General features: G+C 64.9%; 22 protein-coding genes. 17 read left to right on the top strand and 5 right to left on the bottom strand.

Features of this window, described 5'->3' with window-relative positions:
• The first annotated feature begins 507 nt into the window (after positions 1-507).
• From VGN58_RS18310 to VGN58_RS18280, 7 genes are all read left to right on the top strand, one after another.
• Positions 508-963: a hypothetical protein gene (locus VGN58_RS18310; RefSeq protein ID WP_327484600.1), complete on the top strand. Its 456-nt coding sequence runs from the start codon at positions 508-510 to the stop codon at positions 961-963.
• Positions 964-1,022: 59 nt separating this feature from the next.
• The gene (locus VGN58_RS18305) at positions 1,023-1,370 is read left to right on the top strand and encodes a hypothetical protein (RefSeq protein WP_327484599.1); all 348 of its coding nucleotides are present in this window, start codon (positions 1,023-1,025) and stop codon (positions 1,368-1,370) included.
• Positions 1,371-2,227: 857 nt separating this feature from the next.
• Positions 2,228-2,764: a hypothetical protein gene (locus VGN58_RS18300; protein ID WP_327484598.1), complete on the top strand. Its 537-nt coding sequence runs from the start codon at positions 2,228-2,230 to the stop codon at positions 2,762-2,764.
• Between the two features lie 66 nt (positions 2,765-2,830).
• Entirely contained in the window at positions 2,831-3,082 is a 252-nt protein-coding gene (locus tag VGN58_RS18295; protein ID WP_327484597.1) for a hypothetical protein, read from the top strand.
• A 985-nt stretch (positions 3,083-4,067) separates the two neighbouring features.
• Positions 4,068-4,493, top strand: a complete 426-nt coding sequence (locus tag VGN58_RS18290; protein ID WP_327484596.1) for a hypothetical protein — start codon at positions 4,068-4,070, stop codon at positions 4,491-4,493.
• 1,787 nt (positions 4,494-6,280) lie between these two features.
• On the top strand, positions 6,281-6,610 hold the full coding sequence (locus VGN58_RS18285) for a hypothetical protein (RefSeq protein WP_327484595.1): 330 nt from the start codon (positions 6,281-6,283) through the stop codon (positions 6,608-6,610).
• 772 nt (positions 6,611-7,382) lie between these two features.
• Complete coding sequence (locus tag VGN58_RS18280) at positions 7,383-7,838, top strand: hypothetical protein (RefSeq protein ID WP_327484594.1); 456 nt, start codon at positions 7,383-7,385, stop codon at positions 7,836-7,838.
• Between the two features lie 19 nt (positions 7,839-7,857).
• Here the strand turns inward: VGN58_RS18280 and VGN58_RS18275 are convergent, their stop codons facing one another.
• Together VGN58_RS18275 and acs are read right to left on the bottom strand one after the other, a co-directional pair.
• Positions 7,858-8,526, bottom strand: coding sequence for a response regulator transcription factor (locus VGN58_RS18275; RefSeq protein ID WP_192203304.1), 669 nt, complete (start codon positions 8,524-8,526; stop codon positions 7,858-7,860).
• A gap of 113 nt (positions 8,527-8,639) precedes the next feature.
• On the bottom strand, positions 8,640-10,583 hold the full coding sequence (gene acs / locus VGN58_RS18270; RefSeq protein WP_327484593.1) for an acetate--CoA ligase: 1,944 nt from the start codon (positions 10,581-10,583) through the stop codon (positions 8,640-8,642).
• Between the two features lie 320 nt (positions 10,584-10,903).
• Here acs and VGN58_RS18265 point away from each other — a divergent pair, with 320 nt between their 5' ends.
• The 3 genes from VGN58_RS18265 to VGN58_RS18255 all read left to right on the top strand — a co-directional run bounded on the left by VGN58_RS18265 (position 10,904) and on the right by VGN58_RS18255 (position 14,457).
• Positions 10,904-12,283: a DcaP family trimeric outer membrane transporter gene (locus VGN58_RS18265; RefSeq protein ID WP_327484592.1), complete on the top strand. Its 1,380-nt coding sequence runs from the start codon at positions 10,904-10,906 to the stop codon at positions 12,281-12,283.
• Between the two features lie 11 nt (positions 12,284-12,294).
• Positions 12,295-13,956, top strand: coding sequence for an MFS transporter (locus VGN58_RS18260; protein ID WP_327484591.1), 1,662 nt, complete (start codon positions 12,295-12,297; stop codon positions 13,954-13,956).
• Positions 13,957-14,076: 120 nt separating this feature from the next.
• Positions 14,077-14,457, top strand: coding sequence for a tautomerase family protein (locus VGN58_RS18255; protein WP_327484590.1), 381 nt, complete (start codon positions 14,077-14,079; stop codon positions 14,455-14,457).
• Positions 14,458-14,463: 6 nt separating this feature from the next.
• Here the strand turns inward: VGN58_RS18255 and VGN58_RS18250 are convergent, their stop codons facing one another.
• Positions 14,464-14,796 (bottom strand): calcium-dependent protein kinase 21, encoded by a 333-nt coding sequence (locus VGN58_RS18250; RefSeq protein ID WP_327484589.1) that lies wholly within the window; start codon positions 14,794-14,796, stop codon positions 14,464-14,466.
• An 86-nt stretch (positions 14,797-14,882) separates the two neighbouring features.
• Between VGN58_RS18250 and VGN58_RS18245 the strand changes: the two genes are divergently transcribed.
• From VGN58_RS18245 to VGN58_RS18230, 4 genes are all read left to right on the top strand, one after another.
• The gene (locus VGN58_RS18245) at positions 14,883-15,716 is read left to right on the top strand and encodes an ABC transporter ATP-binding protein (protein WP_327484588.1); all 834 of its coding nucleotides are present in this window, start codon (positions 14,883-14,885) and stop codon (positions 15,714-15,716) included.
• Positions 15,709-16,527 (top strand): bifunctional DNA-formamidopyrimidine glycosylase/DNA-(apurinic or apyrimidinic site) lyase, encoded by an 819-nt coding sequence (mutM, locus tag VGN58_RS18240; RefSeq protein ID WP_327484587.1) that lies wholly within the window; start codon positions 15,709-15,711, stop codon positions 16,525-16,527. The genes VGN58_RS18245 and mutM overlap by 8 nt, the downstream gene beginning before the upstream one ends.
• An 83-nt stretch (positions 16,528-16,610) precedes the next feature.
• On the top strand, positions 16,611-17,177 hold the full coding sequence (locus tag VGN58_RS18235; RefSeq protein WP_327484586.1) for an ECF-type sigma factor: 567 nt from the start codon (positions 16,611-16,613) through the stop codon (positions 17,175-17,177).
• A gap of 24 nt (positions 17,178-17,201) precedes the next feature.
• Positions 17,202-20,006, top strand: coding sequence for a protein kinase domain-containing protein (locus VGN58_RS18230; RefSeq protein ID WP_327484585.1), 2,805 nt, complete (start codon positions 17,202-17,204; stop codon positions 20,004-20,006).
• A 6-nt stretch (positions 20,007-20,012) separates the two neighbouring features.
• Here VGN58_RS18230 and VGN58_RS18225 read toward each other — a convergent pair whose 3' ends face one another.
• Both VGN58_RS18225 and VGN58_RS18220 read right to left on the bottom strand, forming a co-directional pair.
• Positions 20,013-20,636 carry a thymidine kinase gene (locus VGN58_RS18225; RefSeq protein WP_327484584.1) on the bottom strand — a complete coding sequence of 208 codons (624 nt, stop codon included), beginning with the start codon at positions 20,634-20,636 and terminating at the stop codon, positions 20,013-20,015.
• Positions 20,637-20,694: 58 nt separating this feature from the next.
• Positions 20,695-21,438 (bottom strand): hypothetical protein, encoded by a 744-nt coding sequence (locus VGN58_RS18220; RefSeq protein WP_327484583.1) that lies wholly within the window; start codon positions 21,436-21,438, stop codon positions 20,695-20,697.
• Between the two features lie 117 nt (positions 21,439-21,555).
• On the opposite strand from VGN58_RS18220, the gene VGN58_RS18215 reads away from it, so the two are divergent.
• The 3 genes from VGN58_RS18215 to VGN58_RS18205 are packed head-to-tail and all read left to right on the top strand — an operon-like array spanning position 21,556 to position 24,368.
• On the top strand, positions 21,556-23,532 hold the full coding sequence (locus VGN58_RS18215; RefSeq protein ID WP_327484582.1) for a UvrD-helicase domain-containing protein: 1,977 nt from the start codon (positions 21,556-21,558) through the stop codon (positions 23,530-23,532).
• A 58-nt stretch (positions 23,533-23,590) separates the two neighbouring features.
• Entirely contained in the window at positions 23,591-23,977 is a 387-nt protein-coding gene (locus VGN58_RS18210; protein ID WP_327484581.1) for a hypothetical protein, read from the top strand.
• A gap of 13 nt (positions 23,978-23,990) precedes the next feature.
• Entirely contained in the window at positions 23,991-24,368 is a 378-nt protein-coding gene (locus VGN58_RS18205; protein ID WP_327484580.1) for a VOC family protein, read from the top strand.
• The last annotated feature ends 9 nt before the right edge of the window (positions 24,369-24,377 follow it).

Raw genomic sequence — 24,377 nt, 5'->3', positions numbered from 1 at the left:
TGGCGGATGCTTTGTCCGTGCTCCCTGGCTTTCCGGACCCGTTGCGAGTCGCGGGCTTCGGGTTTACCTTGGCGCGCATAACAATTCATTCAAGCCGAACCCGCTTCGCGGGTCGGCTTAATTCTGGTGTTATGCGTGGGTAGGAGTGTTGGTGTTGTCGGCTTCGGTGATGCGACAACTTCCGCTGCGTATTTAGCTTCGGCGTTGATCGGTCGCTGACACATCGGGGCCACTGACGCTTCCCGGCTTCGCTTTACTCGGCTTCGGATGCACCGCGTTCGCCGCCGCTCGGCATAAGGATGGCTTCATGACTTGCGGATTGGCGGCGCTGTCGGCTTCGGCCTTTGCTGGCCTCGACCTGCTCCGGGCTTACGGACCGCTCTTCCGTGCTCCCCGGTCTTCCGGACCCGTTGCGGGCCGCCGGCTTCGGGTTTACCTTGGCGCGCATAACAAGTCGTCCAAGCCGAACCCGCTTCGCGGGTCGGCTTAACTCTGGTGTTAGGTGCCATGAAAAGCATCCTCGCAACCGTAGTTCTTCTGCATTTCGCCTCATGTGTATCCGCACATGAGCTGACCGATTCGTTTCCCGGTGACACGCAAGTCACGGTCGAGACGGAGTCGGTTACCGTCGAGTATTGCCCAGACAATACTTGCGACGCGTTCACTATTGACGATCCTACGGGCTCAGATGTGCTCCAAGACTTTGCGTACGCATATCTGCTCGGTGCTTCGTCCTACATCTATCTCAAGCAGTTCCAAGCAGATACAGACTCTACCGCCACCAAGTCGGTACTCGGCCGCTACAGTTCCCGTTGCCCGCAAGAGCCTTTGGCTCAGGCTGCGAGATGCATCGTCATGTATCTGATGGACAAGCATCCCATTCGAGTAAGCTTCGTCCGCTACGACGAGGGAGAGCGTAATGTCGTGCCTATTGCGCCTGAGGACTTTTGGCATGGCACCTAACAATTCATTCAAGCCGACGCCGCTTCGCGGCGCGGCTTAATTCAGGCGTTAGGCCGCTCATGAGCCAGTACCGAATACTGTGGGATCAAACGTTGATCGGATACTCCGCACTTGAGTCGGGCGATCCGCCAATGGGTGTCGCGTTCGGCAAGCTTCTGCCGCTTCCAGGGTACGAGGCAGTACGAGCTCGATGCATCGCATCGCGCGATATGTCGCAAGAACATCTGCCGCTGTCAGTCACTCTGTCAGATGGACAGCTCATGCCTGCAGTGGGGATATCAATTCTTGACTTCTCGACTGAGCTTGGAGCGTCTGAGATTGAGGTTCATGTAATTGGGATCGAGTATCCGCTCTATCAGGAGTTGTTCCAAGAACAAGTGGCCGCATATGCCAAGCAGTTCGGCTGAGCGGCCTAACAAATCATTCAAGCCGAACCCGCTTCGCGGGTCGGCTTAATTCCGGTGTTAGGCAACGGATGAAGCATTCACTCTTTCTGATAGCGGTCTCGACACTGGTCTCTGCGTGTTCGGCTGCAAGCGCCCCAGCGATTCCGCTTGCGTCTGGTCAATACATCTTCCAGCATCGCTTCGCAGAGCACCCCACGATCCCAAGCATTAAGCTCAAGGTGACGATCGCCGGGTCGCACATTGTTGTGGTTAACCCAGAAGCCTCTGATCCATTTCCAGCAGGTATCCTCGCGGAGGGACAGCTCATGTGGCACACCGCATCGCGGCAGTGGATCATCGGCCATGAGACTTCGGACAAGTCAGCCCAGGACGTGGGTGGCTGCAGCGATGGCCCCGAGATTGTTGATCTAGTCAGTAAGATTTATTGGACTTGCTAGGGTGATGACCGGTGCCTAACAATTCATTCAAGCCGAACCCGCTTCGCGGGTCGGCTTAATTCAGGTGTTAGAGCGCTATGACAAACCACATAGCATCAAGATCTTTAGATGCAATTCGCTGGCTCACAGCCAGCTTGATGGTCGCGTGTAGCGTTCTGTCGGCAGGCGCCTTTCTTGTCTCGGGGATCCTTACTGAAAGATCCGGCCTCATCATCTGCAGCCTTGGTTGGGCGCTGATTACAGTACCGATCTACTATCGCCAGCATCCCAACAAGAAGCTAAAGCGGGGGTCTGCCCTGATCGGTTTTGCGGGTGGCATCTTCTTCCTTCTAGGGCTGGTAGTTCATGCTGGCGCGCTCTAACAATTCATTCAAGCCGAACCCGCTTCGCGGGTCGGCTTAATTCAGGTGTTAGACGGCCATGGAAGATTGGGATTCCTCAACCTGGATCGCTGTCCTAGCCCTTGTGGTTAGCGCAATGAGCCTTGCAGCTGCAATCTGGGCGTCATACGTCGGCCACCAGTCACTCTCACACGCGCGCAAGACGTATGACGAGCAACTGAGCATCTCGTTCGCGCGCGAAAGAGCGCAGCTGCTCCAGCTGATCACGCAAAATCAGGCCGTTCTGGAGAAGACTCGAATCAGGATCGGCGCACTGAAAGCAAAATTTGATGCGGCGCCCCTGCCAGCTCAGACACTGCTTCACAGCTACACAAACTTGTTCACGGAGTATCTGCCACGCATTGAAGGGTCAATACGCCAATGCGCTGCCCTATGGCATGAGGTTTCGGAATGGGACGAGAGGCGTGGCATTCATGCTCTTGTCCATCATCAAGCCAGATACCGCGCGCTCATGGAGGACGACCTGACTGCCCATGACCAAGGACTTATTATGGTCGGCATCGTAGAGGAAAAGCTTGCCCAAGCGACGGCCTATGTGTCTGGTGCTACACGGTAGGCCGTCTAACAATTCGTTCAAGCCGATGCCGCTTCGCGGCACGGCTTAACTCAAGCGTTAGACCGCATGAAAAGTTCTCTGGCAAAGCCTCTTGCTCTGACACTCAATTTTCTTGGGGCCGGCTTGCTCTTCTATAGCTTGCGTCAGATCAACAACTCTTACGATCGGGTTTATGAGATTGCCTCGACTGGATCCTCAAGTATCGGCGCAACGATTGGTGATCTTCCTTCGTCGATCACGCCGTACTTTTCCCTTCTCCTTGCTGCCGGCTTCTGCTGGTGGATTGCGGACAAGGTCAGGCAGCGGGATGCGGTCTAACAATTCATTCAAGCCGAACCCGCTTCGCGGGTCGGCTTAATTCCGGTGTTAGCGCCCATGCTCAATTTCTACGTATACGTCGACGGCTCAGACCTTGATCAGTGCGAGACTGACTTGACACGCGCATTCTCGGAGTTCGCCGCGCGCTTTGGTCATGAGGCATCGTTCGTCTCGGACAAGTACCCTCGTACCCCCGACATGCATCCAGATGACCTGCCCCAATGGAACCTAGGCATCAATTTCCGTACTACTGAGTTGCAAAGGGAGCCCTCAGATCATCTAGTTTCATTCCTGAGCCGTCTCGGGCAAGAGACAGGCCGTGATTTTGTCATCGGCCTCTGGCACCAAGAGCGAGGCATATCCGATGACCTTATGTTTGTCGGGCAACAGTCATCCCTACAAGACAGCGCCAATCTGTGCTCCATGGCAAATGGGCGCTAACAATTCATTCAAGCCGAACCCGCTTCGCGGGTCGGCTTAACTCCGGTGTTAGGGCCCACAAGAATGATTCCCGGCGTTCATGACAGTCTCTTAGTCGGCTACTCGGTCAACTCCGAGAGCCAGGAACTACTTCTTTCCATCAAACCTGGTCATGGCTCCGCTCCGGCACCATTCGCCGTTCTGTTCCAAGGCGTCGTCGCACACAGCTTCGACACACCCGTCATGCCGGCCATTCTCTACGGCATCACTCGCGTTGCCGCCAGCGATCTTATCCGTGGGGACTGGCCTGCCATTGAGCGTGGGTACAAGCTTGGTGGCTGGCCCGGGCCTTGGGCGGACAGCCTAGCCAATGCCACTGCCTACGCAGATTCAAACGGTCTTAGCGGGTTCCACATTGAGTCAAGCTATGGCCTGTCTGGCTGGGTCCTCGCTCAATCGGCTGGGCTTCACGCAAGTGGGCCCTAACAGTTCATTCAAGCCGACGCCGCTTCGCGGCGCGGCTTAATTCAGGCGTTGGGCCCCAGTCCCCATTTCAGGTGATCATGTGAAGAAGCTAGCTATCGCAATACTTGCCATGTGCTTTGCAGGCTCTGTGAGTGCAGAATGCCCTGTTGCTGCTGACGCAGAGTTGGCAAAACTCATAACGAAGAATGGCGGGATCAATGACCCGAAACTTTCTGATGTTTGTAGTCTCGTAGGTCGCGAGGGTTTCACATTTATGATCCTCGGTCACCACGAGGTTCAGAGCGACCGTTCGTTTGCGTTCGTTAACGTGCTGCTTGCAGATCAAGAGCTAGGGATTGCTTCCTCATCGCATGTTGCAACGGCCACCGAAGTGTCACAAGTCGCCAATGCTCAAGAGTCTGAGCGCCTCTTTCTCAAAGCCGTCTCTGCCGCCATAAGTGGGTTCATGCTTGAAGACGCAATTGCTAAACTTAAGGAATCAAAATCCAGGATCCAGGCTCCCTGAGTGCAGCCATCGTGAGATGTCGTGATTTTGACTCATCGCCTTTGGGGCCCAACAATTCGTTCAAGCCGATGCCGCTTCGCGGCACGGCTTAACTCAGGCGTTAGGCATCATGGAAAGACCACTGCGATCTGTGGCATTTCTCTCAGCAAGCCTGATAGTCGGCTGTGCCTCAATTATTCATGGCCCCGATCGTCCGCCAACCCCAGTAGAGATCGTCGGAGTCTATGATTGGGGGCATAGGGGATCCTCTGAGACTTGGGAACTTCGTAGTGACGGCACATTCACCCGCATACTTCATCCGCACTTCTCCTACGAGTCGCCGGTTGAGTTCGCTGGTACTTGGTCACTCGCAGGCGAGCAGCTGCTGCTATCGGAGGCACCTCGCCAAAATGGCAGCGCCAAAGACATCAGCGCCACGGCGTTCTTCTACAAACGCAAGCCGGCATTTGCTCGTAATCCGGACATCAGGAGCGAGAGAGTTCATGAGTGGTGGGTGTACAGGCGCAGGAATACCAACTGATGCCTAACAATTCATTCAAGCCGACGCCGCTTCGCGGCGCGGCTTAATTCAGGTGTTATGCGTGGGTTGGCGTATTGATGTTGTCGGCCTCGGTGTTGCACTGACCTCGGCTGCGTAACGGGCTTCGGCGTTGGTCGCTCGCTGACTCATCCGGACGACTGGCAGTTCCGCACTTCGCTTCACCCGGCTTCGGACGCATCGCGTTCGTGCCGCTCGGCAAAGGATGGCCTTATGACCTTCGGACTTGCGGCACTGTCGGCTTCGGTCTTTGCTGGCCTCGATTTGTCCAGGGTTGTCGGAGGCTTTGTCCGTGCTCCCTGCTCTCCTGGCCCCGTTGCGGGCCGGCGGCTTCGGGTTTACCTTGGCGCGCATAACAATTCATTCAAGCCGAACCCGCTTCGCGGGTCGGCTTAATTCTGGTGTTAGAACTCATGGACCCACGCTGGAACGCATTTGCAGCGATCTGCCACGATGAGTTTCACGGCTGCCCCTTCCCGGCAGAGCTTATTGCGGCTTGCGGCGGCCATGAGGACATTGCCTGGGCTACGTACTTCCATTTGCAGAGCGACTCTTTGGCGTGGCTCGCTCGCGAGGTGCCCGCCCTTGACGGTGTCACGCCAAAGTCCTTGCTCGCGGCCGGCCAAACCGATGCGGTTAGGCATTGCTTGTGGTCGATGCCGTGCTGAGTTCTAACAATTCATTCAAGCCGAACCCGCTTCGCGGGTCGGCTTAATTCTGGTGTTAGGGCGCATGAGATACATCCTCGCCATCTTTCTGTTTTCTCTATGCGCTTGCGGTGCCTCCAGCAGTCCGCCGCCTCTGCTGCAAGCGTTCGATGACTTTAGTTGCCCCCGACTCCCTGAGGATTCCGGCTACTCGGTGCAGGCTCAGCTCGGCCCTGACTACACGATCTGCAGTCTTACCCCGCTCCAAGCAGGCCTTCTTCGCGCGGAGATCCGCGTTGGTGGACATTGGCCATTGCCTGATGACAGCCGCTTTGCTGGATTTTCAACAACTCCGGTCGGACAGGTAGCCTGGTTCTATGGCGTGAGAGAAGGTTCGGTCCACGAGCGCTTGGCATTCCTACCAACTGCCCTTGCTCGACCTTCGGATGTGCTTCTTGTCATCTACGGCGGCAGCCTGCAGGAGGCGACCCGGCAACGTGAGCTAGTACTTGCAACCGTGGTTCGCGCTAGCATGCGCCCTAACAATTCGTTCAAGCCGAACCCGCTTCGCGGGTCGGCTTAACTCAGGTGTTAGGGGGCACATGAAAGTTCCAGCGGCAGTCACGATTCTTCTACTGCTATCTGGTTGCGCCCATTGGTTCGGTCCTGCCCACGGCAAATTCATCGCAGTTGGTATCACACCTACTGATGAGTCATGCAAACTTTCCGTGGCTCCAGTCGGCTCCACCAGCTCTGCGCGGGAGTGGACCGTTTCAGGCAGCTTCCGCCAGAGCGTGCTGATCAATCCCAATTCCAATGGTCATCGCATGACTCTCATTTGCGACGGCAGATTGGCCGCGGAGCGCACGTTCAAGTACGGCCGTGATGTAGGTATTGGCGGGGAGCTTGCGGTCAATGGCAGCGCCCCCTAACAATTCATTCAAGCCGAACCCGCTTCGCGGGTCGGCTTAACTCAGGTGTTAGGGCCCATGGCGAAGATCTCAAGCGCAGCAATGCACGCTCTATTACTTTGTGCTGTTTGCGCATGCTCCAGCAATACACCACAGCGCTTTAGTCCTGCCGAGCTTAGTAAGAATGATCGACAACTTATTGGCGCAAGTATTGTGGTTGACGGCTGCATTGTCTGGAGCCGCCATGGGGCCGCCATACTCTCCTGTGACCGAGGCGGCGAGAGACGTGGCCTGGGCCTGCTGGACCCAAACAATCAGTTGGGGCCGGCCTTTGGTGCTATTGGCGCACTTCCCTTTGGGGGAGAGATCAGAGCAGAGGTCGAAGGTACAGTCGTTGTTGCAAAAGCAAACCCGATGAATCAAACAGATGATGGGCTTGACACGTACCTCGCAGTTGAGAAGATTCTCGAGCCTAGGCCCACTGGGCCCTAACAATTCATTCAAGCCGAACTTGTCCGCTGACGCGGCCAAGTCGGCTTAACTCAGGTGTTAGGTGCGGCCAAAGATGACCTATAACCTGCGAGTTAAGAGCGGATTCGGATACGGCCTAGCCATGGCCCTTGAATCGCCCCGGGTTCAGTAGACATCTCCAAGCCGTACATTACGGCAATCATGGAGGTGTGTATGAGCGGCAAGCAGTACACAGATGAGTCCAAGCCGCGGCGGTAAGGCATGTGATCCAACGCCCCCTCAGCACCGTATAGCCCGCACAACCACAAGGGGAAGCGCGCGGATGACCCGGGCGGAGCAGGTGGAACTGGTGCTGGTGCCGGTGCTGGGCATTGCGGTGGGTCTGCTGGGCGATCGGCTACCGGCGTCTCCCAGCGTGGGGGCACTGTTGCTCGCCGCTTCCTGTCTGCTCCTGCTGCAGGGACTGGCGCGCGATCTGTGGCTGCTGTCGCAGCGCCGCAAGCACGGCGCGGATGGGCCAGCGCGGGCTGCGTTGTGCCTGTGCGCCGAATCGACGGTGGGCGTGGCGGGTGTGGTGGCGGGACTGGCGTTGCTGGGTAGCCCGGTCAGCGCGATGGTGCCGCTGAATTCCCTGCTTGCAGGCGGACTGACCGCCGGCGTGCTGGCGTTCGGCTTCGCGATCCGCGATCTGGTGATCGAGGCCCGCCCGTTCCGCATCCGGCGGGAACGCGATCACCTGAACATCGTCGTCGCCTGGAGGCGCGCGGAGCGCCGCTGAGGTGCGTGTGGCCCGTCCGTTACTCGGCCTCTTCCGGCGGCAGCACGATCCCGTCCGGATCCACCGCCAGGCGGCCGGCAGCGAGCACGGCCTGGGTGCGGTTGGTGACGTGCAGCTTGCGCAGGATGGCGGTGACGTGGGCCTTGATGGTGGCTTCGGACACGCCCAGGTCGTAGGCGATCTGCTTGTTGAGCCGGCCGGCGCCGAGCATCTGCAGCACCTTGAACTGCTGCGGCGTGAGATCGCGCAGGCGCTGCGCCGTCTCCTGCTCGTCGCGGCTGGTGGCCGGTGCGTTGTGCGCTTCGTCCGGCACCCAGCGCTCGCCATCGAGCACCGCACCGATGGCCTGCCCGATGGTGTCCGAATCGGCCGACTTGGGAATGAAGCCGAGCGCGCCGTGGTCCAGCGCGCGGCGCATCACCGCCGGCTCCTCGCGCGCCGACACGATGACCACCGGCAGCTGCGGATGCAGTGCACGCAGGTGCACCAGCGCATTGAATCCGTGCGCGCCCGGCATGTTGAGGTCCATGAGCAGCAGGTCCGCATCCGGATGCGCATCGACCAGCACGTACAGCGCGTCGACGCTGTCGGCCTCGTGCAGCTTCACCCCGGGCATCACGCGCTGCACCGCACCGCGAAGAGCTTCGCGGAACAGCGGATGGTCGTCGGCGATCAGCAGGGTGGGCATGGGGCGAGGAGTGAGTGGGGAGGAGTGAGGAGTGAGCGGTGCGGTGTCAGGATAATGGGATGGAAGGGCTTCTGCCTTTACTCACTTCTCACTCCTGCACCCTCACTCCTGCCTCACCGCACCTTGCGTTCGGCCACGAGGGACTCGACCACCGACGGATCCGCCAGCGTCGAGGTATCGCCCAGCTGCTCGGGCGCGTTCTCGGCGATCTTGCGCAGGATGCGGCGCATGATCTTGCCCGAGCGCGTCTTCGGCAGGCCCGGCGCCCACTGCAGGTGGTCCGGCGTGGCGATGGGGCCGATTTCCTTGCGTACCCAGGCCACCAGCTCCTTCAGCAGCTCGTCGCTCTGCGCTTCGCCGGCCTTGAGGGTGACGTAGGCGTAGATGCCCTGGCCCTTGATGTCGTGCGGGAAGCCGACCACGGCCGCCTCGGCCACCTTCGGATGCGCGACCAATGCGCTTTCCACTTCGGCGGTGCCGATGCGGTGGCCGGAGACGTTGATGACATCGTCGACGCGGCCGGTGATCCAGTAGTACCCGTCGGCGTCGCGGCGGCAGCCGTCGCCGGTGAAGTACGTGCCCGGATACGTGCGGAAGTAGGTGTCGATGAAACGCTGGTGGTCGCCGTACACGGTGCGCATCTGGCCCGGCCACGAATCCAGCAGCACCAGGTTGCCTTCGGTGGCGCCTTCCAGTTGCTCTCCGTTGGCATCGACCAGCGCCGGACGCACGCCGAAGAACGGCAGCGTGGCCGAGCCGGGCTTGAGGTCGATCGCGCCGGCCAGCGGGGTGATGAGGATGCCGCCGGTTTCGGTCTGCCACCAGGTATCCACGATCGGGCAGCGGCCGTCGCCGACCACGTCGTAGTACCAGCGCCACGCTTCCGGATTGATCGGCTCGCCCACGCTGCCGAGCAGGCGCAGCGACGCGCGCGAGGTCTTCTTTACTGGCGCTTCGCCTTCGCGCATCAGCGCGCGGATGGCAGTGGGCGCGGTGTAGAAGATCGTCACCTTGTGCTTGTCGATCACTTCCCAGAACCGCGACACGCTGGGGTAGTTGGGCACGCCTTCGAACATCACCGCCGTGGCGCCGTTGGCCAGCGGGCCGTAGACGATGTAGCTGTGCCCGGTGACCCAGCCCACGTCGGCGGTGCACCAGTAGATGTCGTCCTCGCGCAGGTCGAACACCGCCTCGTGCGTGTACGCCGCGTACAGCAGATAACCGCCGGTGGTGTGCAGCACGCCCTTCGGCTTGCCGGTCGAACCGGAGGTGTAGAGGATGAACAGCGGATCCTCGGCGTTCATGCGTTCGGGTTCGCACTCGGCCGGCTGCGCATCGACCACGGCGTCGAACCAGCGGTCGCGCGGCATCTGCATGTCCACCGCGCCACCGGTGTGGCGGACGACGAGCACGGTTTCGACGGAATTGGTGCCCGGCAACTTGAGCGCAGCGTCCACGTTGGCCTTCAGCGGGACTTTCTTGCCGCCGCGCAGGCCTTCGTCGGCGGTGATGATCAGCTTGCTGCCGCAGTCGGCCACGCGGTCGGCGATCGAGTTGGGCGCGAAGCCGCCGAACACCACCGAGTGGATCGCGCCGATGCGCGCGCAGGCCAGCATCGCGACCGCGGCGTCGGGAATCATCGGCAGGTAAATGGTGACGCGGTCGCCCTTCTGCACGCCCAGCGCGCGCAGCGCGTTGGCCAGCCTGCAGGTGCGTTCGTACAACTCGCGGTAGGTGACGCCGTAGGACGGCGAATCCGGGCCGTCTGGCTCGAACAGCAGCGCGATCTTGTCGCCGCGCTCGGCCAGCTGGCGGTCCAGGCAGTTGACGCTGGCGTTGAGCTCGCCGTCGGCGAACCAGCGGATGCGGAAGTCATCCAGCGCGTAGTTGACGTCCTTGATCTGGGTCGGCTTCCTGAACCACGTCAGGCGTTCGGCGGCCTGGCCCCAGAACGCCTCCGGATCGTCGATCGAAGCCTGGTAGTCGCGCGCGTACTGCTCGCGCGTGATGCGGGTCTTGGCGGCGAATTCCGGCTTGACCGGATAGAGGTCAGTCATGAGGTCCTCCCGGGACGTTCAAGTGATGCGTCGATTCTGAGGCAAGAAGGGTGGCAGGCGTGCGTCCGCAGGGACGACGCCGGTGCATCCGGGGCATCGAGTTTGACGCATACGGACGTGCGGCATTGCAGCATCCCGCTTAGACGATGGTCTTAAAGCGTCCCTGCCGCACCCTGCGACCGAACGCCGCACCCCTGTTTTTCCCGGGATTCGGCAGGGGGACGCCGCCATTACGACTAATGGCGAATAGGCGTCGCCGCCGCACAGGCGCAAGTCTCCGTCAGCCGCGCAACGCGGCCATCAACCTTTCGGGAGGGGTTATGACCCAACGTTCCGCACTCGCGCGACGGCCACTGGCTGCCGCGCTGTTCGTCGCCTTGATCGCGCCGGGGATGGCGTTCGCACAGACCGCCAGGGAGAAAGCGCTGGAGGCCCGCGTGGCCGACCTGGAGCGGCAGGTGCAGCTGCTGCTGTCGGCGCAGCAGCAACAGCAGACGCAGCTCAGCACCACGCAGGAGCAGGTCACGCAGGTGCAGGCGGCACAGGCCGCCAAGCCCGCGCTGCCTGCGGGCAAGCAGCCGATCCAGGGCACCACCATCCTCACCTCGGCCAATCCGGGCAGCACGTTCTCGTACGGCGGCTTCATCAAGATGGACGCGATGGCGACCGATACCAGCGATGGCCGCATCGCCGACGGCAACTCCGGTCGCCTGTTCTACGTGCCCAGCACCATTCCGGTCGGGGGCCCGACCGCCGACGGCGGCGACGCCTACACCGACTTCCATGCGCAGTTCTCGCGCTTCTGGCTGAGCGCGGACCACGTCACCGACAGCGGCGACAAGTTCAAGGGCTACGTGGAGATGGACTTCTTCGGCGGCGGCAGCAATGCGCTGGCCGGCAACGAGACCGCCACCAACACCTACGCCGTCAGCCTGCGCCAGGCCTACGTGAGCTGGAACAACTGGCTGGCCGGCCAGACCTGGTCCAACTTCATGGACGTGGCCGCGCTGCCGGATGCGGTGGATTTCGTCGGTCCCACCGACGGCACCGTGTTCGTGCGCCAGGCGCAGGTGCGCTACACCAAGGGCCCGTGGTCGTTCTCGGTGGAGAACCCGCAGACCACGGTGACGCCGTACCTCGCCGGCACCCGCTTCAACAGCGGCGACAACGCGATGCCGGACGTCACCGCGCGCTGGCTGACCAAGGGCGACTGGGGCCACTTCACCGTCGCGGGCATGGTGCGCCAGTTCAAGGTGCTGGACGAAACCGATACCGGCGCCTCCGTCAGCGTGTCGGGCAAGTTCAACCTGGGCAAGAGCGACGACATCCGCTATGCGGTGAACGCGGGCCAGGGCATCGGCCGCTACCTCGCCTTCGGCGTGGGCAGCGACGTGGTGACCGAGGCCAATGGCGACATCAGCGCACTGGACGGCTACGGCGGCTTCGTCGCCTGGCGCCACGTGTTCAGTCCGAAAGTCCGCACCAACCTGATGTATGCGGCCTCGCATTTCGACAACGACGCCGCGTTGACCGGCTTCGGCGTCACCGAGCGCACGCAGTCCATGCACGCCAACCTGATCTACTCGCCGTTCCCGAAACTGGACATCGGCGCGGAGCTCATCTACGGCCAGCGTTCGCTCGAGGACGACCGCGAGGGCGACCTGAAGCGTCTGCACACCACCGTCAAGTACACATTCTGAGGGGAATCCACATGAGTTCCACGACCGTGCAGCACTCGCCGAAAGGGGAGCTGACGAAGGGCCACAAGAAGGTCATCTTCGCCTCCAGCCTCGGCACCGTGTTCGAGTGGTACGACTTCTATCTCTACGGATCGCTGGCGGCCATCATCGCCAAGCAGTTCTTCAGTGGCGTCAATCCGACCACCGGCATGATCTTCGCGCTGCTGGCGTTCGCCGCGGGCTTCTTCGTGCGTCCGTTCGGTGCGGCGTTCTTCGGCAGCCTGGGCGACCGCATCGGCCGCAAGTACACGTTCCTGGTCACCATCCTGATCATGGGCATCTCGACCTTCTTGGTCGGCGTGCTGCCCAACTACGCGTCGATCGGCATGGCCGCCCCGGTCATCCTGATCGTGCTGCGCCTGGCCCAGGGCCTGGCGATGGGCGGCGAGTACGGGGGTGCGGCCACCTACGTGGCCGAGCATGCGCCGGACGGCAAGCGCGGGCTGTACACCAGCTTCATCCAGACCACGGCCACGCTGGGCCTGTTCCTGTCGCTGCTGGTGATCCTGGCGTGCCGCCTGTCGCTGGGCACCGAAGCGTTCGAGGCCTGGGGCTGGCGCATTCCGTTCCTGGCGTCGATCATCCTGCTCGGCATCTCGGTGTGGATCCGCCTGCAGCTGAGCGAATCCCCGCTGTTCCAGCAGATGAAGGCCGAGGGCAAGGGCTCCAAGACGCCGTTCCGCGATTCGATGAAGGGCGGCAACCTGAAGCTGATGCTGCTGGTGCTGTTCGGCGCCACCGCCGGCCAGGCCGTGGTGTGGTACGCCGGCCAGTTCTACGCGCTGTTCTACCTGCAGAGCATCCTGAAGGTGGACTCCACCGTCGCCTACCTGCTGATCGCCGCCGCCCTGGCGCTGGCCACGCCGTTCTTCCTGTTCTTCGGCTGGCTGTCGGACAAGATCGGGCGCAAGAAGATCATCATGGCCGGCTGCCTGCTGGCCGCGGTGACCTACTTCCCGATCTTCAAGGGCATCACCCACTTCGCCAATCCGGGCGTGGAAGAGGCCAGCCGCACGTCGCCGGCGATCGTGGTGGCGGATCCGGACACCTGCTCGTTCCAGTTCGATCCGGTCGGCGTGCGCAAGTTCACCAGCTCCTGCGACGTCGCCACGGCCGCACTGGCCCGCGCCGGTGTTCCCTACTCGGTGCAGGCGGCGCCGGTGGGTTCGGTGGCACAGGTCAACGTGGGCGCCAACTCGGTCACCTCGTTCGAGGCTGCCGGCCTGTCCGGGGATGACGCCAAGGCCAAGACCGCCGCCTTCGGTGGCGAGCTGAAGACCGCGCTGACCGCCGCCGGTTATCCGGAGAAGGCCGCGACCGACCGCATCAACATCCCGATGACGATCTTCCTGCTGTGGGTCCTGGTGATCTACGTGACCATGGTGTACGGCCCGATCGCCGCCTACCTGGTCGAGCTGTTCCCCACGCAGATCCGCTACACCTCGATGTCGCTGCCCTACCACATCGGCAACGGCTGGTTCGGCGGCTTCCTGCCAGCCATCTCGTTCGCGCTGGTCGCGGCCACGGGCAACCTGTACTACGGCCTGTGGTACCCGATCGGCATCGCCGTGATGACGCTGATCATCGGCACGCTGTTCCTGCGCGAGACCAACCACGTCGACATCACCAAGTAACCGTTCCTCCCCCGCCGGACCTCCGGGGCCGGCAACCCGACGCCGGCCCTCGTGGCCGGCGTTTTCTTTTTCTGCCGCCAAGCCGGATACGCTGGGGTCCCTACCCCGCAGGAGTCCGCCATGCCCTTGGTCACCGTGACCGTATGCGCGCCGAAGGACGCCGCCTTCAAGGCGTCCGTGCTCGATGCGGTGCACGCGGCGCTGGTCGCTTCCGGCGTGCCGGAAGCAGACCGCTTCCAGCGCGTGCTGGAACTGCCGGCGCAGGACTTCCGCTACGACGCTTCGTATCCGGACGTGACCGGCGCGCGCGACGACGACTTCCTGCTGATCGAGATCCTGTGGTCGGCCGGCCGCAGCGTGAAAATCAGGAAGGCACTGCTGGCCGACCTGATGCAACGCCTGGCGGCGGCGGGTCGGAATCCGGAGAACGTCATGGTCTGCTTCAGGGAAACGACGCGGGAGAACTGGGCGTTCGCGGGCGGACGCCTGCTGCACGCCTGACGGCAATCACCGCGGTGGCGCCGCCAGCTCCCTCTCGTCGAGGAACCCGTCGCGATCGACGTCCTGCCGTGCGAAACGTTCCGCCAGCTGCGCCAGGTGCGCCTGCCGCGTGATCGGCTTGCCGCGTCCGCCGGGCAGTTCGTCGGCGGACAGCACGCCGTCGCGGTTGCGGTCCATGCCGTCGAAGGCGTAACTCATCCACGCCTGGTACTCGGCCAGGCTGACGCGGCCGTCGCCGTCGCGGTCCATGCGCGCCAGGTACTCGCCGGTGGCGGTGACCTGGGCCGTGGCGAGGATCGGCAGGCAGGCGGTGGCGAGCAGGAGCAGACGGATGCGCATGCCCGCATTGTAGGGCGACGACGCGCACGCCGGCCGCGCCGGGGATTCGGTTACCCTGCACGGGCATCTCCCCGCCCCGCCGCACGATGAACCTGCCTGCCCCGCCGGTGGCGACGACGACCGTCGCGCCCCTGTTCGAACTGGACCGCGCCACCGTGGTGCGCGGCGCCACCCGCGTCCTGCGCGACCTGTCGCTGAGCATTCCGCTGGGCCAGCACACCGCCATTCTCGGACCGAACGGGTGCGGGAAGTCCACCTTCATCAAGCTGATCAACCGCGAGCTGTATCCGCTGGCGCGCGAGGGCGACGCGCCGGTGAAGGTGTTCGGCCTGCGCCGCTGGAACGTCAACCAGCTGCGCAACCGCCTGGGCGTGGTGACCAGCGACCTGACCCGCGACCTGCAGCAGATGCCGCAACTGCTGGTCGAGGAGGCCGTGGTCACCGGCTTCTTCTCCAGCTTCGTGGTACCGCCGCACCGGCAGATCGACGCCGACATGCGCGCACGCGCGCGCCGTGCGCTGGCGGACGTGCACGCCGCCACCCTCGCCGACCGCCAGGTCGCCGAACTGTCCACCGGCGAGATGCGCCGCGTGCTGATCGCGCGCGCGCTGGTGCACGAACCCGAAGCGCTGCTGCTGGACGAGCCCACCGCCGGGCTGGACCTGGTGGCGCGACAGCATTTCCTCGGCCTGATGCGGCTGCTCGCACAGCGCGGCATTACCCTGGTGCTGGTGACGCACCACATCGAGGAGATCATTCCCGAGATCGACCGCGTGCTGCTGCTGCGCGACGGCACGCTGCAGGCCGACGGCGATCGCGCGGCCATCCTGACCGACGCGCACCTGAGCCATGCGTTCGGCGGCCAGGTCCGCGTGCGGTTCGAGGGCGATGTCTACAGTGCGACGGTGACCCATGCCTGAGTTGCCCGAAGTCGAGACCACGCGCCGCGGACTGGCGCCGCATGTCGAAGGCCGGCGCATCGCCGCCGTGACGCTGCGTCGCCCCGACCTGCGCTGGCCGATCCCGCAGGAGGTCGCACGCGAACTGCCGGGTCAGCGCATCGACGCCGTGCGCCGGCGCGCCAAGTACCTGCTGATGGAGACGTCGGCGGGCAGCGCGCTGCTGCATCTGGGCATGTCCGGCAGCCTGCGCGTGCTGCCGGCCTCCACGCCGGTGACCGCACACGACCACGTGGACATCGCGCTGGAAGGCGAAGCGCCGCGTGTGCTGCGCTTCAACGACCCGCGCCGCTTCGGCAGCCTGCTGTGGCAGCCGGTGGGCGAGGTCCACCCCCTGCTGCGGGGGCTGGGCCCCGAGCCGCTGTCCGATGCCTTCGACGGCGACTACCTGTTCGCACTGAGCCGCGGCCGCAAGGCGCCGGTGAAGACCTTCCTGATGGACCAGGCGGTGGTGGTGGGCGTGGGCAACATCTATGCGGCCGAAAGCCTGTTCCGGGCCGGCATCTCGCCGTTGCGCGCGGCGGGCAGGGTCTCGCGCGAACGCTACGGCGCCCTGGCGGACGCGGTGAAGGACATCCTGGCCTACGCCATCACCCGCGGCGGCACCACGTTGCGGGATTTCCTGAGCCCGGACGGGGCGCCGGGGTACTTCGAGCAGGAACTCTCGGCCTACGGCCGCGGCGGCGAACCGTGCCCGCGCTGCGGGCGGCCGATGAAGCACGCCAGCATCGGCCAGCGGGCCACGGTCTGGTGCGGGCACTGCCAGCGCTGACCCCGGCGGGCGAACCCGCCCCTCCTCACGTCCTGTGAGGTAAATGACGTTATATTCGCGCCCTTGGCACGTGGGGAAGACGGATGGCCGACGCGACTGACATCACCTTGTGGCTGGACTCGGCCCGCAGCGGCGACCGCGCCGCGCTGGACCGCGTGCTGGCCACCCTGTACCAGGAACTGCACACCATGGCGCGCCGCCAGCTGTCCGGCCAGCACGGCTACACGCTGGACGCCACCGCGCTGGTGCACGAGTCCTACCTGAAGCTGCTCGGCTCCACCGGCACGGCCAAGTTCGAGGACCGCGCGCACTTCTTCGCCTATGCCGCCTCGTCGATGCGCAGCGTGGTGGTGGATTACGCCCGCAGCCGGCTGGCGCGCAAGCGCGGCGGCGACCTCAAGCGCGTGGCCGACATCCCCGAGGAAGTCGAAGGCAACCTGCGCCTGGACGAGGACATGCTGGCGCTGAACGACGCGCTGGAGAAGCTGGCCGCCGCCGACGAACGCCTGGCCCAGGTGGTGGAGATGCGCTACTTCGCCGGCCTGTCCGAGCTGGAGATCGCCGAACTGCTGCAGCGCTCGGAGCGCAGCATCCGCCGCGACTGGCAGAAGGCGCGGCTGTTCCTGCTGTCGGCGATGGCGGACAGCTGAGCCCGTCCCACCCGCGCCGCACCGATGGACGTCGAACGCTGGAAACGCCTGTCCCCGCTGCTGGACGTCCTGCTGGAACTGGAGCCGGACGCGCGCGCCGAACAACTCGAGATCCTGCGCGCCGACGATCCTGACACCGCGCGCGACGTCGAGGCGCTGCTCGCGCTGGAAGAGGAAGGCGACGGCTTCATCGACCAGCCGCTGGTCGACAAGCCCGGCCAGCTCAAGCCGGGCATGCGCATCGGCCCTTACCAGCTGGAGTCGCTGCTCGGCGAGGGCGGCATGGGCCTGGTCTGGCTGGCCACGCGCGCGGACGGCCTGTACAAGCGCCGCGTCGCGCTGAAACTGCTGCGGCCGGGCCTGGCCGACCCCAACCTGCGGCTGCGCTTCACCCGCGAGCGCGAAATCCTCGCGCGCCTGGAGCATCCCAACATCGCGCGGCTGCTGGATGCCGGCATCGGCAGCGAAGGCCAACCCTACCTCGCGCTCGAGTACGTCGAAGGCGTCTCGATCACCGATTACTGCCAGGCCAACAACGTGGGCCTGGACGCGCGGCTGGCGCTGTTCCTGCAGGTCTGCGAAGCGGTCAGCCACGCGCACGCCAACCTGATCGTCCACCGCGACCTCAAACCGTCCAACATCCTGGTCACGCCCTCGGGCGACGTGCGCCTGCTGGATTTCGGCATCGCCAAGCTGCTCGACGACCCGGAGCCGGTGCCGATGCATCCGCGCACCGAGGTGCGCGCCTTCACCCTGCACTATGCCGCGCCGGAACAGGTGCGCGGCGAACTCGTCACCACCATGACCGATGTCTACTCGCTCGGCGTGGTGCTGTACGAACTGATCGCCAACACCAAACCCTACCGCCTGCGCCGCCAGACCGACGCCGAGTGGGAACAGGCGATCCTGGCGGTGGAACCGCTCAAGCCCTCGGTCGCCACCCTGCGCACCACCGACGGCAGCCGCAGCCGCTGTCCGGAGGCACGCCGTACCGCCCGCAAGCTCAGCGGCGATCTGGACAACATCGCGCTCAAGGCCCTGCAGAAGCTGCCGGAACAGCGCTACGCCTCGGTCGAGGCGCTGGCGCTGGACCTGCAGCGGCATATCGAAGGGCGTCCGGTCCACGCGCGGCCACAGAGCGTGGGGTATCGGCTGCACAAGTACCTGGTCCGGCATCGCTGGGCGCTGGCCGGCGGCGGTCTGGCCACGGCCGTACTGGTCGCCGCGCTGGCCGTCAGCGTCTGGCAGGGGCGGCAGGCCATGCGCGAGACCGCGCGCGCGCAGGCGATGCAGGATTTCGTGATCGGGCTGTTCGACAACGCCAGCGCCTCGCAGCAGGGCAACACCTTCGATGCGCGCGAGCTGCTCGCGGCCGGCGAGCGCCGCGGCGAGCGCGAACTCGCCAACCAGCCGCGTGCGCATGCCGAGCTGCTGGGCGTGATCGCGCGCCTGCGCCTGGGCCTGGGCGACTACCACGAATCGCTCGCCCTGCTGGAAAAGCAGGCACGCGTGCTGGCGACGACCGACGACGTGCCCGACAGCCTGCGCCTGCAGGCGGCCACGCAGCACGGACACGTGCTGCGCCTGCTGGGACGCTCGCGTCCGTGCGTGCAGGCGATGGCGCCGATGGAGGCGCGCCTGCGTCTGCTCGAATCGCGCCTGCCGCTGCGGGTGGCCGAGTTCCAGTCGCAGAACGGCCGATGCCGCGCCGACGCCGGCGAGAAGCAGCTCGCGCGGCAGATGTTCGACCGCTCGCTGGAGATCCGCCGCACCCTGAAGGACGAGGCCGGCGTCGCCGAGAACATGCGCGACCTGGCGCAGCTCGACGTCGAACTCGGCAACGCCGACGCCGGGGCGCGCGGCTATCGCGCCGCGCTGGCGCACCTGCAGGCGCACGGGCATGCGCGGCATCCGCTGGCGATCGAGATCCAGCGCAGCCTGGCGCTGCTGTACCGCAACCGCGGCGAGACCGACGCCGCGCTGGCCACGTTCCGGCGCGCACGCGCGCTGTCGGAAGACCTCTACGGCCAGCGCCATCCGATGACGCAGGCACTGCGCCGGCACATCGCTGCCGTGCAGGTCGACATGGGCCAGCTGCGCGAGGCGGACGAGGAACTGCGCCTGCTGCACGCGATGACGATGGAATCGCTCGGGCCGCAGCACCGCGACACCGCGTCGAGCTGGAACTCGATGGGCATCATCGCGTGGGAGCGCGGCGACAGCGCCGCCGCCGTGCGCGACATCGCGCAGGCCGTGGCGATCTGGCGGGACACCGAAAGCATGCAGATCCTGCCCGGCGGTCTGTTCAACTACGGCATGGTGCTGCACAGCGCCGGCCGCTACGACCAGGCGCTGGCAGCGCTGGAGGAGTCGCGGCGCATGCGCGTGGGCGCCATCGGCGCCAGCCACCCGCTGATCGGCGAAACCGACCGCATGATCGGCGAGGTGCTCGCCGCCCGGGGAGACCTGGAAGGCGCGACGGAACGCTTCGATCGCGCCGTGCGGCTGACCCGGGTTGGCTTCGGTCCCGACCATCCGCGCACCTGGTTCGCCGAACTGTCGATGGCCCGCCACCTGACCCGGCTGGGTCGGCCGCAGGACGCCATCGCCCCGCTGCAGGCGCTGGCCGCGCACGAAGGCGGCGGCAGCGAGGCACCGAAGCTGCGGTGGCAGGCACGCGCCTACCTGGCGGAAGCCCGCTGCCGGCTGGGCGAGCAGGAGCGCGCCCGTCGCGACCTGGATGCCCTGGCCGGCGAGCTGCGCGTCGCCTTGCCCGATGGCGGCATCATTCCGCGCGAAGTGGCCGGGCTGCGCGCCACCTGCCAGTAGGGCGACTCACGCCAGCGGCAGGCCCGGCTGCACCGGATCGATGCGGCCCTCGCCGCGCGCGATCTTCTTGAACTCGGCACGGCTGACCGACACGTAACGCTCGTTGCCGCCGATCTCCACCTGCGGCCCGTCCTGCACGGCCAGGCCCTGCTCGTTGACGCGCACGGTCATGGTGGCCTTCTTGCCGGTGTGGCAGATGGTCTTGATCTCGCTCATCTCGTCGGCCCAGGCCAGCAGGTACTGGCTGCCCTCGAAGAGTTCACCGCGGAAGTCGGTGCGCAGGCCATAGCAGAGCACCGGGATGCGCAAGGCATCCACCACCTCGCTGAGCTGCCAGACCTGCGCCCGGGTCAGGAACTGCGCCTCGTCCACCAGCACGCAATCCAGCTTGCCGTGCGCGTCGATGTCCTCGCGGATCCAGCGCTCCAGGTCGTCGGCCCGGTCGAACGCCACCGCCTCCGCGCGCAGCCCGATGCGCGAGGCCACCACACCGGTGCCGGCACGGTCATCCAGCCGCGGCGTCAGGATCGCCACCCGCATCCCGCGCTCGCGGTAGTTGTGCGCCGACTGCAGCAGCGTGGTGGTCTTCCCGGCATTCATCGCCGAGTAGTAGAAGTAGAGCTTGGCCATGTCCCATTGTAGACCGGGGTGTAGCCATCTCTCCTCAGCATTCCCGCCGCCTCGCGACTCAGCGGATGGGATCCACGGCTCCGGTGTGCACGGTGGTACGCTCGCCGAGCTTGCCCAGGATCTCATCCTGCATCCGCCAATAGGCGTCTGGCTTCCAGTGGTGCGGCGCGTAGTAGTCGCTGGCCGCGACCCAATGCGCGCACCCACCCGATCCCGAAGCCAGATTGCTGGGACATACCTGCATGCGCGGCGCCCCTCCCGTGCGGCTGCCCGTCATCTGCGCCAGGCCACGACGCATCTGTGCCGCCAAACGAGGCTTGGCGACAGCATCGCCATATTGGCGTTTCAGTGCTGCACCTTCGATCGCGACGCGCGCACGCTCGCTTTCGCTCATCTGTTGCCAATAAAGCTCACGCTTGGTCAACAGGTAAGGCGTGCCCCGTTCCGCCGCCAGATCTATCCATGCGTAAGCGATGGCGCGATCCTGCGCGCCGCCCCGGCCTTCCCACCACAGTTCGGCCAGTGCGGCCTGGGAGAGCTTGTCGGCGTAATGGGCCCCACGCTGGAAGTACGTCCGCGCCAGGTCGGGACGCCCCGCAACGAGCATGTCGCTGGCACGGCGGCGGAATTGCTGGTCCGGGTGAAAACTGAGGTAGTCGTCGGACCGCATGATCAGATGGTCGACCGCCTGAAGTTCGAAGACCGCCGACAGCGGCGGTGCGGCAGACATCGTGTCGAATTCCCGGTGCGCGGACGCAGGAACTGCCAGCGACAGGAGGACAAGCGCGAGCGCCTTCTTCATGTGAAAAGCCTCCGCCTTCTGATCGAAAGGCCATCACTACTCGACGCCCCAAGCCGTGTCAACGTACGCCCGCGCCGTCCGTCGGCAGGTACAATCGCACCCCTAGCGGAAGCCTCCATGCACGGTCTCAACCCCCCCCAACGCGCCGCCGTCCTGCACAGCAGGGGTCCCCTGCTGGTGCTCGCAGGCGCCGGCAGCGGCAAGACGCGGGTGATCGTGGAGAAGATCGCGCACCTGATCGCGGGCAACCACTTCCCGGCGCGGCGGATCGCGGCGATCACCTTCACCAACAAGTCCGCCAAGGAAATGCGCGAGCGCGTGTCCAAGCGGATCAAGGGCGATGCGGCGGAAGGCCTGACCATCTGCACCTTCCATGCGCTGGGACTGAAGTTCCTGCAGATCGAACATGCCGCCGTGGGCCTGAAGCGCGGCTTCTCCATCTTCGATGCCGACGATGCCCACGCGCAGGTCAAGGACCTGATGTACGGCGCCAAGCCCGACGAGGTGGAGGCGGCGAAGAACCTGATCTCGCGCGCGAAGAACGCCGGCCTGTCACCCGAGGAGGCGCTGGCGGAGGCACGCACCAACCGCGAGAAGGACGCGGCGCTGCTGTACCAGCGCTACCAGGACCGGCTGACCACGTTCAATGCGGTCGACTTCGACGACCTGATCCGCCTGCCGGTGCAGATCCTGGAGAACGACCCGGAGATCACCGCCGCATGGCGCGAGCGCATCGGCTACCTGCTGGTCGACGAATGCCAGGACACCAACGATGCGCAGTACCGCCTGCTGAAGGCCATCGCCGGCGAGCGGGGCGACTTCACCTGCGTGGGCGACGACGACCAGAGCATCTACGCCTGGCGCGGCGCCAATCCCGACAACCTGCTGCAGATGGCGAAGGATTATCCGGCGCTGCAGATCATCAAGCTGGAACAGAACTACCGCTGCAGCAACCGCGTGCTGCGCGCCGCCAATGCGCTGATCGCCAACAATCCGCACGAGCACCCGAAGGCGCTGTGGAGCGACCAGGCCGACGGCGAGCGCATCCGCGTGTGGGAATGCCGCGACAACGAACACGAAGCGGAAAAGGTGGCCGCCGAGATCTCGTTCGTGCACGCGTCCAAGAGCGCGGCCTGGAGCGACTTCTGCATCCTGTTCCGCGGCAACCACCAGTCGCGCGCGCTGGAAAAGGCGCTGCAGCTGCTGCGCATTCCCTACCACCTGACCGGCGGCACCGCCTTCCTGGAACGCCAGGAAGTGAAGGACGCGCTATCGTGGCTGCGCCTGCTGGTGAATCCGGACGACGATGCCGCCTTCCTGCGCGCGGTGCAGTCGCCCAAGCGCGAAGTCGGCGCGACATCGCTCGCGAAACTCGCCGAGATGGCGCAGCACGCGCACCTGCCGCTGTCGCGCGCCGCCGAATCGATGGGCGCTTTGAAGGCCTTGCCGCCGCGCGCGGCCAACGGCCTCAGCGCCTTCGTCGACATCGTGCGCGACCTGCGCCGGCACGCGGAGGAACTGCCGCCGGCCGACCTGGTGCGGCGCCTGAGCGAGCGGTCCGGCCTGCTCGCCGACCTGCGCGCGCAGTGCAAGGACGAGGCCTCCTTCCAGCGCCGCCGCGCCAACCTGGACGAACTGGCCGACTGGTTCGAGGGCGGACCGCGTGGCAGTTCGGCCGGCGACCTCGCCGCGCAGCTCGCGCTGCTGTCGCGTAACGACAAGGACGACGGCGGCAACCAGGTGCGTCTGATGAGCCTGCATGCGGCCAAGGGGCTGGAATTCCGCTACGTCTTCATCGTCGGTTGCGAGGACGGCACGCTGCCGCACGAGACCAGCGTGGAGGAAGGCAACCTGCAGGAAGAGCGGCGCCTGATGTACGTGGGCATCACCCGCGCCAAGGAGCAGCTGTGGCTCAGCCACAGCCGCGAGACGCGCCGCTTCGGCGAGCGCCTGCGCCTGCAGCCCAGCCGGTTCATCGACGAACTGCCCGCCGACGAACTGCAGCGCGACGGCGCCGACCCGGTGGCCGACGCCGAACGCAAGAAGGAACGCGCCAGCGCCGGCCTGGCCGCGATCCAGGCGATGTTCGACTGACCCGCAGCGACGGCGCTTGCGCTACGCTGCGCGGCATCGCACTCCGGTGGACCTGGGCATGACGCGCGACAGCAAGGCTTGGCGGTGGATCGGCTTCCTGATCGCCCTCATCGGCGTCGGTTTTCCGTACTGGCAACTGCCGCCGGAACTCGCCGGCCTGCCACGCGCGCTGTACGGGCCGGGGCTCGTGGCCGTCGGCGTGATCGCGATGCTGCTGCGCGCGTTCGGCACCGGCCGGTTCGTCACGCTGTGGCTGCTGATTGCATTCGCAGTGCCGGCGGCGGTGCTCGTACGGATCGCATGGAATGCGATGCATCACCTGCCACCGGCAGGCGCGCCGGTGGCGGACGTCGTGGTCGCCGGCGTGCTCGGACTTGGCGCATCGTTTGCCGGCATGCTCATCGGCAGCCTGTTCCTGCTGCGCAGCAGCCGGCGGCCGAAGTGAATTCGAAGATGCCGTGACGGACGCTCGCCTCTCGCACATCCACCAGATCGCGATCACCGTCAGCGACGTCGACGCCGCGCTGGCGTTCTACCGCGATGCGCTGGGCCTGCCCTTCCTGTTCCAGCCCGCGCCGACGCTCGCGTTCCTGCAGGCGGGCGACGTGCGCCTGATGCTGACCACGCCGCAGGGCGCCGGGGCGGTCGGTGCCAATTCAGTGCTGTACTTCCGCGTCGACGACATCGTCGCCACGCAGGTCGCACTGGTGGCACGAGGCGCAACGGAAGAGCGTGGGCCGCAGCTCGCGGTGCGCATGCCCGATCATGAACTCTGGATCGGCTTCCTGCGCGACCCGGATGGCAATCTGGTGGGATTGATGGAGGAGAGGCGCTGAGCAGCTGAG

The sequence above is a fragment of the Pseudoxanthomonas sp. genome, assembly GCF_035999195.1.
Classification (GTDB): Bacteria; Pseudomonadota; Gammaproteobacteria; order Xanthomonadales; family Xanthomonadaceae; genus Pseudoxanthomonas_A.
This window is presented reverse-complemented; position numbering and strand designations above follow the sequence as displayed.

Coding starts and splice junctions, on each gene's coding strand:
- VGN58_RS18310 (WP_327484600.1), top strand. CDS start 508: ATGAAAAGCATCCTCGCAACCGTAGTTCTTCTGCATTTCGCCTCATGT.
- VGN58_RS18215 (WP_327484582.1), top strand. CDS start 21,556: ATGCACGGTCTCAACCCCCCCCAACGCGCCGCCGTCCTGCACAGCAGG.
- VGN58_RS18280 (WP_327484594.1), top strand. CDS start 7,383: ATGACCCGGGCGGAGCAGGTGGAACTGGTGCTGGTGCCGGTGCTGGGC.
- VGN58_RS18260 (WP_327484591.1), top strand. CDS start 12,295: ATGAGTTCCACGACCGTGCAGCACTCGCCGAAAGGGGAGCTGACGAAG.
- VGN58_RS18245 (WP_327484588.1), top strand. CDS start 14,883: ATGAACCTGCCTGCCCCGCCGGTGGCGACGACGACCGTCGCGCCCCTG.
- VGN58_RS18275 (WP_192203304.1), bottom strand. CDS start 8,526: ATGCCCACCCTGCTGATCGCCGACGACCATCCGCTGTTCCGCGAAGCT.
- acs (WP_327484593.1), bottom strand. CDS start 10,583: ATGACTGACCTCTATCCGGTCAAGCCGGAATTCGCCGCCAAGACCCGC.
- mutM (WP_327484587.1), top strand. CDS start 15,709: ATGCCTGAGTTGCCCGAAGTCGAGACCACGCGCCGCGGACTGGCGCCG.
- VGN58_RS18210 (WP_327484581.1), top strand. CDS start 23,591: ATGACGCGCGACAGCAAGGCTTGGCGGTGGATCGGCTTCCTGATCGCC.
- VGN58_RS18230 (WP_327484585.1), top strand. CDS start 17,202: ATGGACGTCGAACGCTGGAAACGCCTGTCCCCGCTGCTGGACGTCCTG.
- VGN58_RS18300 (WP_327484598.1), top strand. CDS start 2,228: ATGGAAGATTGGGATTCCTCAACCTGGATCGCTGTCCTAGCCCTTGTG.
- VGN58_RS18225 (WP_327484584.1), bottom strand. CDS start 20,636: ATGGCCAAGCTCTACTTCTACTACTCGGCGATGAATGCCGGGAAGACC.
- VGN58_RS18220 (WP_327484583.1), bottom strand. CDS start 21,438: ATGAAGAAGGCGCTCGCGCTTGTCCTCCTGTCGCTGGCAGTTCCTGCG.
- VGN58_RS18250 (WP_327484589.1), bottom strand. CDS start 14,796: ATGCGCATCCGTCTGCTCCTGCTCGCCACCGCCTGCCTGCCGATCCTC.
- VGN58_RS18255 (WP_327484590.1), top strand. CDS start 14,077: ATGCCCTTGGTCACCGTGACCGTATGCGCGCCGAAGGACGCCGCCTTC.
- VGN58_RS18265 (WP_327484592.1), top strand. CDS start 10,904: ATGACCCAACGTTCCGCACTCGCGCGACGGCCACTGGCTGCCGCGCTG.
- VGN58_RS18295 (WP_327484597.1), top strand. CDS start 2,831: ATGAAAAGTTCTCTGGCAAAGCCTCTTGCTCTGACACTCAATTTTCTT.
- VGN58_RS18235 (WP_327484586.1), top strand. CDS start 16,611: ATGGCCGACGCGACTGACATCACCTTGTGGCTGGACTCGGCCCGCAGC.
- VGN58_RS18285 (WP_327484595.1), top strand. CDS start 6,281: ATGAAAGTTCCAGCGGCAGTCACGATTCTTCTACTGCTATCTGGTTGC.
- VGN58_RS18305 (WP_327484599.1), top strand. CDS start 1,023: ATGAGCCAGTACCGAATACTGTGGGATCAAACGTTGATCGGATACTCC.